Consider the following 13,552-nt stretch of genomic DNA (forward strand, 5'->3'; position numbering starts at 1 on the left):
GCCGACAGCAGCGACGCTACCGGGTCGAAATAGCGAAAACGGCAGATCGACTCCGCGCGTGACGAACGACGGGTTAGAACGGTGCTTCCGGTCCTTCGTCGGGCTCGCCGCCGTCCTCGTCGACGGTCTCGCCGGGGAAGGAGGGGCTCATGCCGCCGCCCATCTCGTCGCCGCCGTCCATACCGGTAGAGGCGTTGACTTTCTCGATTTCGGGAATCTCCTTGACCATCCGGCTCTTGATCGCCTGAATCGTCATCGGCGAGATCCCACAGCCGCTGCAGGCACCGCCGAGGGCGATGCTGACTTCGCCGCTCTCGCGGTCGATGTCCTGAATTGCCGCGCTGCCGCCGTGCATCTGAATCTGCGGGAAGTTGCGTCGCAGGAAGTTCGTCACGCGTTCCTCGAGGTCGTCCCCGTCGTTCTGGGTTTCGGTGCTCATACGCAGCCCTTGGGTATCAGCCCCCCTAAACCTTCCGTCCGCCGTGTTCGGCTGCCGGCGGCTGAGACGCTGCGGGACCGCTCTATGCGAACCCGAACACCCGCCGGAGCTCGGTTTCGATCTCCTCGACGTGCGTCTCCAGAACGGCCTCGAATCGCTCCTCTTCGACGAGCACGCCCGAGAGGCGATCGTAGGGATCGGCGGGGAGTTCGACGCGGAATTCGCCGTCGCCCTCGTAGAAGGGCTCGCTCTCGTTCAAGACCTGCTGGTCGATCGCGTGGACGAGTTCGGAGTCGTAGCGATCGTTCATCCTGTTGAACGCGTTCTTGTACGCCTGCTGGAGTTCGGGAAAGTAGTTGGCGTATTTGTCCTCGAACTTCTCGGGATCGAAGTCGGCCATACGCTAGTGCAACGGTAGCGAGGACAAAAGTCGGACGATCGGTCCGTCCGACGACTGCTGCTAGTGGCCGACGCGTGAGAACCGCGCTGCGGTCGATCTCGACACGGTGTCTCGAGAACACACCAACTCGCTGACGCTGTAGGCACTCCCTATATAGATACCCGCGCTTGCAAGCGGAACGAACACTCCCGCTCTCGGCGAACCCGACGTGTATGCTCGCAGATCAGGACCCCATTCCGCGGGAGGCGCTCCCGCCGAAATGGGGGCTCGCCGACCGCTGTGACGATCGGCTCATCTATCGACACCGCCGTCCGGCGATCGAACTGATCGCGGAGGCCACCAGTGCCGATCGAGCCCACCCGGGGCTCGGAATCTGTCGATGCTGGGAGCTTCGCTATCGCTACTTCCTCGTGGATCGATCGATCACCGAGTCGATCGGTCGTGTCTCGACCCAGCGGGCCGCCGTCGACGGAGTACTCGAGTGCATGCACCGAATTCACGACACTATTTCGGCGGCAGACGGGCCGGTCGAGGTCGGCGACGTCCTCGATACCGTTTGCCTCTCCGATCTCGTCCCGTCCGACTTCTCCCAGTCGAAGTAATCGGGTCGACCGCTCGTTCCCGCTCTCCACCCGACTTAGACGCGTCGCGTCAGATGCGCTCGAACCGTGCGCTGACACCCGCCACAGATCTCGTTCAGGCGGGTCGCACTCGAGAGCACTGGGTGCCGCACCGAGAGGTCGGCGTAAATCGAAGTTACCACCGTTCGGCGCTGCGTCCCGCCCCTGCCGTAGCGGTTCGTGGATTCGGTAAGCTGTGCTTGCCGCTCCGCCGCGAGGGTTTCGAGCCGCGACCGATACCCCTCGAGTCGCTCGTGTTTCCGGCGTAACGCGTCGAAGTCACACTGCAGCAGCGATTCGTCGGCCGTCGACCGAAGCCACGCGGTAATCTCCTCGATCGAATCGATGGCATCTTCGACGGTGTGGCGTTCGCTTCGCAGGAGCTCCTGCAGCGACTCCACTTCCCGTCGTCTGGTCGCGACCGACTCGAGGACGGCTCGTTTGAGCGCCGGCGTCCAGCCGGTCTCCGTCGCGAGCGCGACGGCGACGTCTTCGGTCAACTCCGCCGCGAGCGTTTCGACGAGCGATTCGTCCGTCTCGTGATCGGCGATACTGTGTGGACGAACCGTCTCCGCGAAGGCCTCGCGGACGGTAACGCAGCGATCGGCGGCCGTCGCCGCGGTCGTTTCCCGCGTCGATCTCTCCGTCGCCATCGCGACCGGCGTCGCCGCGGTTGCGTGCCCGGAGACGGTCGACACCGGCCGCTCCGCGGGGACGGCTCGAACGCGCCGTGCGAACGTTTCGAACGCCGCCCCCCGGTCCGTTACGGCCGTCCGTTCCTCGTCGATGCACTCGAGCGCCCCGTGGACGGCGGTCGATCCGTTCATCTCGGCTCCTCCTGTGTACAGACGAGTCCGCCCGTGGACCCGTCGTCGCTCGTCAGCACGAACTCCCAGTCGCCGTCGCCGAGCGCAGTGACGTCGGTCACGCCCAGCGCGTCGTCCGGCGCTGCCGACCGACGCAGGATATCGATCCCGATCGGGAGCGTCGGGAACCGTCGCTCGCCGCACTCGATCGCGTACCCCCGCAGAGAGACCGTCCAGACGGGACCGTCGGCCGCCTCGATCGAGTCGCGCGTGACGCCGTACTCCCGTATCAGCGACAGCGAGTCCAGAAACCCGAGGCTCGCTTCGACCGGATCGTCGGCCGGTTCGACCGGCGGGAGGTTCGCCGCCGCGGCCTCGAGCAACCGCGTTCGCTCGGCGGCCTCGAGGTGCCGCTCGAGCTCCGACGCCACGGTCTCGAGCAACACCAGACAGAGCGTGTTCCGATCGGTCGTCGCTTCGGCCGCGGCCAGGTACGTCTCCATGATCGCCCGTTCGGCGGCCTCGTGATCGCGGGCCGAGAGCGTCTCGAAGATGGCCCCCGAGACGTCGTGACAGAAGCTAATTAGCGGGGTATCGCTCGGGACCTCGTGCGTGCGGTCGGCCCCTGATCGCGTTCGGGCTTCCGCGGTCGGACGATCCGAATCGCGGTGACCGGCGTCCGCGTCTGCCGGCCGTTCCTGACAGGCGACCGGATCGTAAAACGGCAACTGGGGATCGTACCGTCTGAGCGCGGCGCGGTACTGTTCGGTCGCCCGTGCGGCGTCCGCCGCGGCCGTCCGCGTGGGGAACCGTTCGCCGGCGACGGGAACGGGCCGTTCGCCGGAGCGAGCACAGACCACGTAGTACTTGCCGTCGTCGCTGGCCAGTCGTTCGATGTGCGTGCGAATTTCTCGGAGCGTGGTTCCGACCATGGTGTTCCTCCAGACGTACCCGGTCTCCGTACCCGATGGTCTCTCCGTACGAACGGTGCCGCGTACGGCGACCGCCGCCGTCGAGTGATTGCGTCGGCGCTCGGAGACCGTCGCCTCACCATTTAGGCCAACCTAAAACATGATAAGTCCACCGAACTTTAGGCCAGCCTAATTAACCGCCGCTCGGGCCTGCGATCCGACGGCCGCCCCCATTACGTATATCGATATACGGTTTCGCTTTTCCGGGTCGGTGCGAGGTCGGGACGGCCGCGCCCCGAACCGGTTGTACTGTGGCTCGAGGGTCGTCTGCGGTCGGCCGGTACCGAGCAGCCGTCTGCGTCTCCGAAAACGTCCGGCTCTGACGCCGTGGCCGAACCGCCCGCGACGAACCGCGGTCGGATGCTCGAGTGCAGTCACACTCGCGGACGACTCCGCGGAGAGACCGGACGGCGTCGGTACCGCGCGTCGGCTGCGGGCGGATCGCTCTCGGAACCGACGCACTCGCGATCGGTGTCGCCGAACGGGCCGCGCGAGCAAGCCAGCGTTCCGCACACGCGCACGAAGAGTGTACGCAGCTCGTCGCAAGGGCGACCGTGGTCGTCGACGCCCGCGCCCGCGTTCGAACCGACAACGGCGACCCCTCCTGTTACTCGCTCGCCGTCGACGCTCCCTGCGGCTGGCACCCGCTCCGACGCGAACTCGAGTTCGGCCTCCGCGCTCGCCGTTTCGCCCCCGAGTCCGCCCTGCTCGGGCACCGACTGGGTCACACGATTCGCGCGCACGGCAGGCTCCGCCCCCTCGAGCGCCGATCACACGCGTGGCCGCTCACTGATAAACTGGGTAATGATATATTAAAACCGGCCAGCACGCGGCTGCCGGCCGGCAGCACAGTGTTTATGCGGGTCAACACGCTATTGGTGGTAGCGCCTCCCGCTGCACCTGATACACGGCATCCCCATGACCACTCAGATTCCGTTCGCGATCGACTTTCACGTCCACTCCGACGACTCCTACGACGGGCACGAACCGATCGAACTCATTCTCGAGCAGGCCGCCGATATCGGACTCGACGGGGTCGTTATCACCGACCACGACGAGATCGACGAGTCGCGCCGCGCCGCCGATCTCGCACCCGACTACGGACTGATCGGGATCCCCGGTGTCGAAGTCTCGACGCGCCACGGCCACCTCCTGGCGATCGGCGTCGAGGAACGCCCCGACCCCGGCCGGCCGTTCATGGACACCGTCGAAATCGTCCGCGGACTCGGCGGCGTGGCGATCGTTCCCCATCCCTTCCAGCGCAGCCGTCACGGCGTCCGGAAACGACACATCGACGACGCCGACGCCATCGAAACCTACAACTCGATGGTCTTTACCGGCTACCGCAACCGCCGCGCTCGCACCTTCGCCACGCGTCGCGACTATCCACAGATCGGTGCCAGCGACGCCCACTACTTGCCGAACGTGGGAAAGGCCTACACCGAAGTCCTCGTCACGCCGGACACGAAGAACCCGACCAAGGCCGATATCGACGGCGCGGACCTCGTCGAGGCGATCCTCGAGGGCCGGACCCAGATCCGCGGCAAGCGCACGCCGATCCGGAAGAGCGTCGTCCAGTACGGCAAGGGGGCGGTGCGGAAGACGGCCTACACGTTCACGTCGCGCGCGCCGTTGCTCCCGACGGTACCGGCGTCGATGGATAGATCGACCTGATTCGACGACTGCGTCGAACGACGCGGTCCGGACGCTTCGTCCACGACGATCACGGAGCGGCGGTCTCGCTGCCGGCTAGGACAGTTGCTCGCCGACGATTTCGTCGGCGCGCTCGATGAACGCTTCTTCCTGTCCGGTCGGCACCGTCGCCCCCGCTGCGACGTCGTGGCCGCCGCCGTCGCCGCCGACCGCTCGCGAGGCCTCGCCCATCACGACCGAGAGGTCCAGTCCCTTCCGGACGAGCGAGTGGGTGCCGCGGGCGGAGACCTTGACTTCGTCCTCGTTTTTCTCCGCGAAGGCGATGATCGGCTTCGAGCGGCTGATCCCCGCGTTGCCCATCGCCATCCCCGCGACGATTCCGACGATGGTCTCGCGGATCTCGTCGCTCGCGTGGAACCACTGGACGTGCTCCGCCTGCGTCGCCCCCTCGCGAGTGACGAGATCGATCCCGTTCGAGAGGTTCCGCCGGTGCTCGCGCAGAAGCTGTCGGGCGCGGTCGAGCGCCTCGTTCCGATCGCCGAGACAAACTGCGAGTCCGACGTCGGCCCGCTCGTAGCGGGCGGTCGCGTTCAACAGCGTCGAGAACTCGCTGGCGTCCCGGAGTTCGCTTCCGACCGGCTCCTCGCTGAGGACGTAGGCGGTGCTGACGAGTCCGTCGATCTTCGTCGCGGGGACGCCGCTCGAGACGGCTCGCCGGACGAGCGCGCTGGCGACGGTCCGCTTCTCCTCGTTCGTCAGCCCGGCCCAGCGCCGCCACTCGCCGTCGCGTTTCAACTCGAGATCCAGCCCGTCGAGAAAGCGCAACGCGCCGTTCTCGTCGTTCGAGATGCCGGGGATGTGGACGTCGGTGGCGTACTCCAGGAGCTTGGGGAGGGGACGGGTCTGTTTCCCGTAGAGCGCGAGGTCCTTGCCCGTCTCCAGGACGCCGGCGTCGACGCCCTCGTCGACGATCCGCTGGTTCGCGCCGTGGAGTTCGCCGCCGGACGCTTGCATGTCGCCGACGGCACCGACCACCGCGAGGGCGGCGAGGTCGCGGTTGTCGGCGCGGGCGTTCGCGACACCCGACGCGGTGACGATACCGCCGTCGGAGCGCGGTGCCGACGAGGATCGCGAACTGTCGGTTTCCTCGCCCCCATCAGCTGCGACCGAGGGACTCGTCGCCTCGGACGAGACGGCCGCGAGCGCCCGCGCGAGGACGTAACTCGCGCCAGCACCCGAGAGCTCGGCGGCACCGTTGATGCCGACCAGGAGCGGGTTGAGGTGGAACTCGGTCTCGCGGTCGGCAGGCTGGTGGTGGTCCGCGATGACGGGCGTGAGATCGCCCGCCGCCTCGTGGTCGCCGATGATATCGAGCTGGCCGCTCCCGAAGTCGGTAAAGAGGACGGTCTCGTAGTCGGTCGCCGCGATCTCGGCGATCGCGTCCTCGTCGAGCTGTTTCTCGAAGACCGTCTCGAACGGAATTCCCGCCCGCTCGAGTGCGCTGGCTGCGATCGCCGCGCTGGTGAGGCCGTCGGCGTCGATGTGCGACGCGAGCAGCACGCGATCGGCGTCGCACAGCCGCTCGGCGCACGCTACCGCGCGATCCTCGAGTTCCGGAACCGGCCCTGCCATCGAGGAATGGTGGGGCGGCTTCCGGGATAAAGGTGCGGTCCTGCGGATCGTGACGGAACGGTATCGCTGCTACTCGCAGTAGTGACGCTCGCATCGACGCTGGGTACCGACGCTGTCGTCGCCGTGACGTCGCCGACCGAGCGGGCAGCTATCAGTCAGTACCGTTATACTATCGTGACGGCAAGACACGATATGGACGTCCTGGTTGCGGGTGGCACGGGGTTCATCGGCCGGGCGCTGTGTCGCGTCCTGATCGATCGCGGTCACGGCGTCACGGCAGTCTCGCGGACCCCGGACGCGGACGATCTCCCGGGGGCCGTCGAGACGGTTGCAGCCGACGTGACGGGTCCGAACCTCGGGTCGATCGTGGACGGTCACGACGGAGTCGTGAATCTCGTCGCGCTCCCGTCGCACGTCCAGCCGCGGGACCGGAGTCACGACGCGGTCCACTTCGAGGCGACCCGCCGGCTCGTGGCGGCCAGCGAACGGACCGGAGTCGAGCGATTCGTCCAGTTGAGCGGCCTGGGTGTCGAATCGGGAATCGAGACGGCCTACTTTCGGGCGAAACGGCGGTCCGAACGCGTCGTTCGCGAGTCCGACCTCGAGTGGGTGATCTACCGCCCCTCCGTCGTCTTCGGCGACGGCTGTGCGTTCGTTCCGTTCGTCGAGCGGATGGTACCGCCGCTGGTGACGCCGCTGCCGGGGGGCGGACGAATGGCCCTGCAGCCGATCTGGGTCGACGATCTCGCGCCGATGCTCGCGGACGGACTCGAGGCCGATCGTCACGTCGGGCAGTGCTACGAGATCGGCGGGCCCGAACGGCTCACGCTCGCCGAGACGGTCACGCTGATCCGCGGCGGGGGCGTCGTCGTCCCGATCCCGATGTCGGTGGCGGCAGTTGCGGCGATGCTCGTCGATCCCGTCCCGTGGATCCCGTTCGGTCGCGACCAGTACCGCGTGCTGACGGTGGACAACACGACGGCCGACAACGACGTTACGGCGTTCGGAGTCGCGCCGGAGTCGCTCCGAACGCTGTCGGCGTCTCTCGAGGGGCCGGAGGTGTCGCTGTGACGGGTCTGTTCGAACGCGAGATCGGCGACGACTGGCGGACGCTCCACCCTCGAATCCGGGACCGGTACGGGCTCGAGTCGGGGACGGGCCGCGAAGCGGTGGGCACCGGTCGCATGTACGAACTCGACAGGAGTCCCCTCGCGGTGCCGGCCCTCTGGCTCGGTTCGCTCGACGATTTTCTCGTTCCCGAACGGGGGACCGACGTTCCGTTTACCATCGTGACGTCGCCGTTCGTCGACGCCGCGGGGAACGAGGCGCTGGTCCTCCGCCGGCGCTTCGAGACCTCGCCGCCGCGAACGTTCGTCGACACGCTGCGGTGGAACCCGGATCGCGGCTGTCTCACCGATCTGTTCGGCAGGAGCGGCCACCTCGCTGCTGACGTTCGTATCGGTGCCGACGACGGCGCGTTAGCGCTCTCGATTGGCACACAGTGGCTCCGGGTGAACGGCCGGTACGTCGAACTCCCGTCCCCGCTGTCGGTCGACGGCACCCTCCGGGACTGGTACGACGACGACGCCGGCCGGTTTCGGGTCTCGGCAGCGATCACGAATCCGCTGCTCGGAACGGTCTTCGGGTACGACGGTGTGTTCGAGAACGACCTTCGACCAGCCACACGGGCTGTAACGGGGCGACCGCCCCTCGGCGGAATCGAGCTGCCCGGTGAGAACGCGTGACTGACGTCGAGGCGGCTACCGGTCGTCTGCCGCGTTCGGCGGCGATCCCACACCCTCGAGTCGCGGGTCGGCGCGTCGCTGACGTGACCGCGGCGGTGGGTGGTGTCCTCTGGCTCGGCCTCGTCGCCGGCACGGTCAGCGGAGCGGTTCCCGTCCCCGTCCCGGCGCTGTACGTGTGCCTCGCCGCGCTCGTGCTCGTCCCGCTCGGTCTCGGACTGGTCGCGGTGCCTCGAGAGGTGGCTATCGCGACGACCGCCTATCGAGCCGCCGTCTTCGGACAGCTGCCGGCCGCGCTGGCGCTCGCTATCGCGCTCGCCACGCCACGGGGATCGATCGGCGGGATCGCGCTCACTTTCCCGTGGCTCGGCGTTACCGGTGCAATCGCGCTCTGTGGCGTCGGCCGGCTCGCGTCCCGCAGCGGCGGCCCGATACCCGAACTCGCGATCGATGCCGGCCTGTTGTACGTTCCGGTCGCCGCGACGTTCCTCGTCCTGCACGCGGCCGGCATCAGTCTCAGATTCGCGCCGATACTCGTCCTCCTGACGGGCGTTCACTTCCACTACGCCGGATTCGCGTTGCCGCTCGTCGTCGGCCTGACGGGGCGACGCCTGACGGACGGAGACGGGCGGTTCCCGGCGACGATCACGGGACGGGTGACCGCCGTTGTCACGCCGGTCGTCGTCGGTGGCATCGGCCTGATCGCAGTCGGGATCACGTTCTCGCCGCTGCTCGAGGTCGTCGCGGTCGCCGCGTTCACGGCCGGCGTCGTAGGATTCGCGACGTGCACGCTCCGCGGCGTCGTTCCGGCGGTGCCGCGACTGCCGGGACTGCTTTTCGCCGTCGCCGCGCTGTCGCTGTGCTGGACGATGGCGCTGGCGTTCGCCTTCGCTTTCGGCTCGCTTTCGGGGACGCCGCCGCTCGTTTCGATTCCCGAGATGATCCGCTGGCACGGGAGCGTCAACGCGTTCGGGTTCGCACTCCCGTCTCTGGTCGCGTTCCGGCTGCTCGAGGCGTGATCAACCGGCTCCCGATCGTCGCGACGGGTCGACCCGCCGGCGTTACAGCGAGAGCACGAGGTCGTCACCGTCCCGTTCGTACGCGGTCCCGAACGGGGCAGAGCGGTCGCGCATCGTCTCCCGGAGCCAGGCCGCCTCGCTTTCCCCGGCGCGAGAGACGGCTTCGTCCGCGATCACGACGGGGACCAGCCGTAGCTCCTCGAGGGTCCCGCCGTCGACGCCGACTTCGAAGAGGAAGCTGCGGTCGTTCCGGAGGTCGTCTTTGATCACGTAATCGTCGACGATATCGCCGGTGTCGTGGAGCACGACGCCGTCGCCGTATCGTTCGATCCCCTGAACGACGTGGGCGCTGTGACCGTGCACGAGGTCGACGCCCTGATCGACGAGCCAGTGGCCGAACGCGACGAGATCGTCGTCGGGGTGTTCGACCCAGTTCGGCCCCCAGTGAACGGAGGCGACGAGGAGATCCGGATCGGTCGCCGTCGCGCGCTCGATCGCGTTACCGACCAGACGCCGGGTCTCGGAGTCGTCCGGATCCGTCTCGACGTAGGCGGTTCCGGGTCGGTCGTCGGTCGCGCCGTACACCGCGTAGTGATCCGCGAACGAGACGACGGCGACGTCGACGTCGCCGACGGAAAACGTGGCCGGCGCGTAGGCGGCCGCCGGCGTCTCGCCGGCACCGGCCAGTTCGATCTCGCCGGCCGCGAGCGCGTCGAGGGTGTCCCGCAGTGCGTCCCTCCCGTAGTCCATCGCGTGATTGTTCGCCAGCGACGCGAACCGAACGTTGCCGGCGTCGAGGGCTGGAACGGCCCACTCGGGGTCCGCTCGGAAGTAGTACGTCCGATCGGGAAACCGTTCGCCCCGCGTCGACAGGCAACACTCGAGGTTACAGCAGACGCCGTCGAGGGACTGCAGCCGCGGTCGGAGGTCGCCCCAGACGGTCGCCGGATCGACGCCCGCTCGTCCGTAGCGATCGTCGAGGTTTCGGCCGAGCATCGCGTCGCCGACGAAACCGATCGTCGTCCCGGAGCGCTCGTGGTCCTCGAACGCGACCCGATCCGCCGCGGGCGCGGTACAGCCGCCGAGCACCGCGGCTCCGGTCGCCGCGAGGAACCGCCGGCGGGTTCCGCTCATCGATTCGCCGGCCGCGGCCCCGCGACCGCGCCGGCGTCTCCGTTCGCGACCGCTCGAGTCAGGTGACATCGTCTCATCGATCTCCGGTTCACATTCCAGACGCAAATAGTCCGCCGGGCCGTCGGTCCCTCGATCGGCGCGGTTCCCCGTCCCCCACCGCTCCGGCGCGCGCCGACGCGACCCGGCCGGTCACAGCTGGACTACGAGCCCATCCCCGTCCCGTTCGTACGTCGTCTCGAACAGCACGGACCGAGCGCGCATCGTCTCCCGGAGCCACGCCGCCGCCTCCTCGCTGGCGCGGGAGACGCCGTCGTCGATTTCGATCGGGACGAGCCGTATCTCCTGGAGCGCTCCGTCCTCGAGCGTCACTTCGAAGAGGTAGCTGCGGTTGTTGCCGAGGTCGTCTTTGATCCCGAAATCGTCGACGAAATCGCCGGTGTCGTGGAGCACGACGCCGTCGCCGTATCGTTCGATCCCCTGAACGACGTGGGCGCTGTGACCGTGCACGAGGTCGACGCCCCGATCGACGAGCCAGTGATCGAACGCGATGAGCTGTCCGCTGGGACGCTCGACCCAGTTTGGTCCCAGGTGGACGGAGGCGACGAGGAGATCCGGATCGGTCGCCGTCGCGCGCTCGATCGCGTCGCCGACGACCCGCTGGGTTTCGGCATTCGACGGGTCCGGATCGATGTGCGCGATTCCCGGCCGATCGTCGGTCGCAGCGTAGCCCACGTATCGGTCCGCGAACGAGACGACGGCGACGTCGACGTCGCCGACGGAAAACGTGGCCGGCGCGCGGGCGGCCGCCGGCGTCTCGCCGGCACCCGCGACGTCGATTCCCGCGTCGGTGAGCACGTCTCTCGTATCGGTCAGTGAAACCGGCCCGAAATCCATCGCGTGATTGTTCGCTAGCGATGCGAACTGAACGTTCCCCGCGCTGAGCGCGGGGACCGCCCACTCCGGATCGCCGCGAAAGTGATACGTCCGTCCGGGGGCCGGTTCGCCGCGCGTCGACAGACAGCACTCGAGGTTACAGCAGACGCCGTCCAGGGACTCGAGCCGGGGCCGGAGATCGCCCCAGATCGTCGCCGGGTCGACGTCGGACCGCCCGTACTGCTGGTTGAGCTCCCGTCCGACCATTGTATCGCCGGCGAAGCCGATCGTCGTTTCGGTGCGCCCGCCGCCGTCGCGATCGGTCGCGGAATCGCGGTCGTCGGTGACGGCCGGATCGACTTTGGGTGCGACGCAGCCGCCGACTGCGACCGCGGGAGCGGTCGCGAGGAACGTTCGTCGGTGTCGACTCATGGGTTCGCTGGCGTCGGGTGTGGGAGCCGGCCGCGCCCCCGGATCGCAGCCGTTCGGTTCCACTGTGTTCGCCACATAGACCTATTGTCGAATGGACCGGTCAAAACGTTTGCCATTATCATGTCGGTGACGGAGAATTACCTGTTCGCCGAAACCGATCACCCGACGGGCAGCCGTCGACGGTCGACACCGGCGGGCCGTCGTTCTCGCGGGTCGCCGTCGCCGTCCTACTCCTCGCGGGTCGCCGTCGCCGCTGCCACCGTTTCGCGCGCGAGCGCGTCGAAGGTCGCCTCGTCGGGGACCACAGTGACATCGATCCCTCGCTCGGCGGCGGTCGTCGCCGTCGGCTCGCCGATGGCGCCCACGGTGGCGTCCGCGAGTCCCGCGACCGCCGCCTCCCGGATGCCCCGTTCCGCGGCGGCCTCGAGGAAGTGCTCGACGGTCAGCGACGAGGTGAAACACGCGGCGTCGAGCCCGCCCTCGGCGGCCAGCTCCGTCGACGTCCCGCTTCCGTCGGGTCGAACCAACCGGTACAGGACGGTCTCGTGGACGTACGCGCCCGCGTCGTCGAGTCCCTCGAGCAGCACGCGACTGCCGTGGTCGCTGCGGGCGACCTCGACGCGTGCCCCGTCGACTCGTGGCTCCGCGGTCCCCGCGAGCGCCGCGACGAGGCCGCTCGAGGTGAACTCCTCGGGGACGAGGTCGACCGGGTACCCCTCGTCGCGGAGCGCCTCGGCCGTCGCGGGGCCGATGGCACAGACGGTCTCGCCGCGGGGTTCCCAGCCCGCTTCGGCGACGAGTTCGGCCCCCGTTTTGCTCGTAAAGACGACGTAGTCGGCATCGGTTCGGGGGAGTTCGCCGGTCGGCTTCACCGCGAGCATCGGGTCCGCGACCGGCTCGGCACCGAGGTCCGCGAGCAACGCCGCGGCTCGCTCGAGGCGATCGTCGTCGGGCCGGAAGACGGCGACTGTGGGTGTCGTGGGGGTCTCGCTCATCGGTTTACCCCTCCTTCCCCTCCCCGTCGCCGCCGTCGGCGTCGGCTGCGCCGTACTCGTTCCCCAGGAACTCGACGACCGACTCGCGCGTTCCCGCGACGTCGCCGATCACCGTCACCGCCGGCGGCGAAATGCCCGCTTCGTCCCGGGCGTCGACGATGGTCTCGAGGGTACCCGTCGCAACCTGCTGGCCGGGCCAAGTCCCCCGTTCGACGAGCGCGACCGGCGTCTCGGGAGCCATTCCGGCCTCGAGTAACGCCGTCGTGTAATCGGGGAGTCGACCGACGCCCATCAGGACGACGATCGTTCCGCCGGTCGCGGCTAGCGCCTCCCAGTCGACCGCGGACTCCGCTTTGGTCGGATCTTCGTGGCCCGTGACGAAGGAGACCGAGGAGGCGTGATCGCGGTGCGTGACGGGGATGCCGGCGACGGCGGGCGCGGCGATCGCCGAGGTGACGGCGGGGACGACCTCGAAGGGGACCTCGTGGGCCGCCAGATACTCCGCTTCCTCGCCGCCGCGGCCGAAGACGAAGGAGTCGCCGCCTTTGAGTCGGACGACCGACTTCCCCTCGCGGGCGAGTTCGACCAGTCGCTTGTTGATCTCCGACTGGGGCGTGCGCTCGCCGCCCGCGCGCTTGCCGACGTCCTCGCGGCGGTCCTCGGGGAGCGCCTCGATGATCTCCGGTCCGGGCAGCTTGTCGTGGAGGACGACGTCCGCGGCCTCGAGCAGGCGGCTCGCCCTGACGGTGAGGAGGTCGGGATCGCCGGGGCCGCTGCCGACGAGATAGACGGTACCGGGGTCCGCGTCGCGAGTATCTCCTGGCATTCGTTGCTCG

14 protein-coding genes are annotated in these 13,552 nt (G+C 68.4%); 5 read left to right on the top strand and 9 right to left on the bottom strand.

What is annotated here, in order from left to right; genetic code table 11:
- Positions 1–73 precede the first annotated feature (73 nt).
- Entirely contained in the window at positions 74–439 is a 366-nt protein-coding gene (locus tag BMX07_RS11175) for a NifU family protein (RefSeq protein WP_090617775.1), read from the bottom strand.
- Between the two features lie 82 nt (positions 440–521).
- A complete protein-coding gene (locus tag BMX07_RS11180) occupies positions 522–839 on the bottom strand; it encodes a DUF5783 family protein (protein ID WP_090617777.1) in 318 nt (105 codons plus the stop codon).
- A gap of 212 nt (positions 840–1,051) precedes the next feature.
- Here BMX07_RS11180 and BMX07_RS11185 point away from each other — a divergent pair, with 212 nt between their 5' ends.
- On the top strand, positions 1,052–1,441 hold the full coding sequence (locus BMX07_RS11185; protein WP_090617779.1) for a hypothetical protein: 390 nt from the start codon (positions 1,052–1,054) through the stop codon (positions 1,439–1,441).
- 35 nt (positions 1,442–1,476) lie between these two features.
- Here BMX07_RS11185 and BMX07_RS11190 read toward each other — a convergent pair whose 3' ends face one another.
- Both BMX07_RS11190 and BMX07_RS11195 read right to left on the bottom strand, forming a co-directional pair.
- Complete coding sequence (locus tag BMX07_RS11190; RefSeq protein ID WP_090617781.1) at positions 1,477–2,286, bottom strand: DUF7260 family protein; 810 nt, start codon at positions 2,284–2,286, stop codon at positions 1,477–1,479.
- Positions 2,283–3,197: a DUF7551 domain-containing protein gene (locus BMX07_RS11195; RefSeq protein ID WP_090617783.1), complete on the bottom strand. Its 915-nt coding sequence runs from the start codon at positions 3,195–3,197 to the stop codon at positions 2,283–2,285. Before BMX07_RS11195 ends, BMX07_RS11190 begins: the two co-directional genes overlap by 4 nt.
- A 957-nt stretch (positions 3,198–4,154) precedes the next feature.
- Here BMX07_RS11195 and BMX07_RS11205 point away from each other — a divergent pair.
- Positions 4,155–4,910, top strand: coding sequence for a PHP-associated domain-containing protein (locus BMX07_RS11205; RefSeq protein WP_090617787.1), 756 nt, complete (start codon positions 4,155–4,157; stop codon positions 4,908–4,910).
- Between the two features lie 75 nt (positions 4,911–4,985).
- On the opposite strand, the gene BMX07_RS11210 is transcribed toward BMX07_RS11205, so the two are convergent.
- Positions 4,986–6,521: a RecJ family nuclease gene (locus BMX07_RS11210; RefSeq protein ID WP_090617788.1), complete on the bottom strand. Its 1,536-nt coding sequence runs from the start codon at positions 6,519–6,521 to the stop codon at positions 4,986–4,988.
- A gap of 192 nt (positions 6,522–6,713) precedes the next feature.
- Between BMX07_RS11210 and BMX07_RS11215 the strand changes: the two genes are divergently transcribed.
- Genes BMX07_RS11215 through BMX07_RS11225 form a run of 3 tightly spaced genes read left to right on the top strand, consistent with a single transcriptional unit; the run spans position 6,714 to position 9,282 of the window.
- Positions 6,714–7,592 (top strand): complex I NDUFA9 subunit family protein, encoded by an 879-nt coding sequence (locus BMX07_RS11215; RefSeq protein WP_090617790.1) that lies wholly within the window; start codon positions 6,714–6,716, stop codon positions 7,590–7,592.
- Entirely contained in the window at positions 7,589–8,266 is a 678-nt protein-coding gene (locus tag BMX07_RS11220) for a DUF4166 domain-containing protein (protein ID WP_090617792.1), read from the top strand. The genes BMX07_RS11215 and BMX07_RS11220 overlap by 4 nt, the downstream gene beginning before the upstream one ends.
- The gene (locus tag BMX07_RS11225; RefSeq protein WP_090617795.1) at positions 8,263–9,282 is read left to right on the top strand and encodes a YndJ family transporter; all 1,020 of its coding nucleotides are present in this window, start codon (positions 8,263–8,265) and stop codon (positions 9,280–9,282) included. The genes BMX07_RS11220 and BMX07_RS11225 overlap by 4 nt, the downstream gene beginning before the upstream one ends.
- Before the next feature lie 42 nt (positions 9,283–9,324).
- Here the strand turns inward: BMX07_RS11225 and BMX07_RS11230 are convergent, their stop codons facing one another.
- The 4 genes from BMX07_RS11230 to cobA all read right to left on the bottom strand — a co-directional run bounded on the left by BMX07_RS11230 (position 9,325) and on the right by cobA (position 13,542).
- Complete coding sequence (locus BMX07_RS11230; protein ID WP_090618428.1) at positions 9,325–10,416, bottom strand: CapA family protein; 1,092 nt, start codon at positions 10,414–10,416, stop codon at positions 9,325–9,327.
- Between the two features lie 189 nt (positions 10,417–10,605).
- Entirely contained in the window at positions 10,606–11,721 is a 1,116-nt protein-coding gene (locus BMX07_RS11235) for a CapA family protein (protein WP_090617797.1), read from the bottom strand.
- A gap of 227 nt (positions 11,722–11,948) precedes the next feature.
- A complete protein-coding gene (locus tag BMX07_RS11240) occupies positions 11,949–12,716 on the bottom strand; it encodes a uroporphyrinogen-III synthase (protein ID WP_090617799.1) in 768 nt (255 codons plus the stop codon).
- Positions 12,717–12,720: 4 nt separating this feature from the next.
- A complete protein-coding gene (gene cobA / locus BMX07_RS11245; RefSeq protein WP_090617801.1) occupies positions 12,721–13,542 on the bottom strand; it encodes a uroporphyrinogen-III C-methyltransferase in 822 nt (273 codons plus the stop codon).
- Positions 13,543–13,552: the final 10 nt, after the last annotated feature.

Origin of the sequence: Natrinema salaciae (assembly GCF_900110865.1) — an archaeon.
Taxonomy (GTDB): Archaea; Halobacteriota; Halobacteria; order Halobacteriales; family Natrialbaceae; genus Natrinema; species Natrinema salaciae.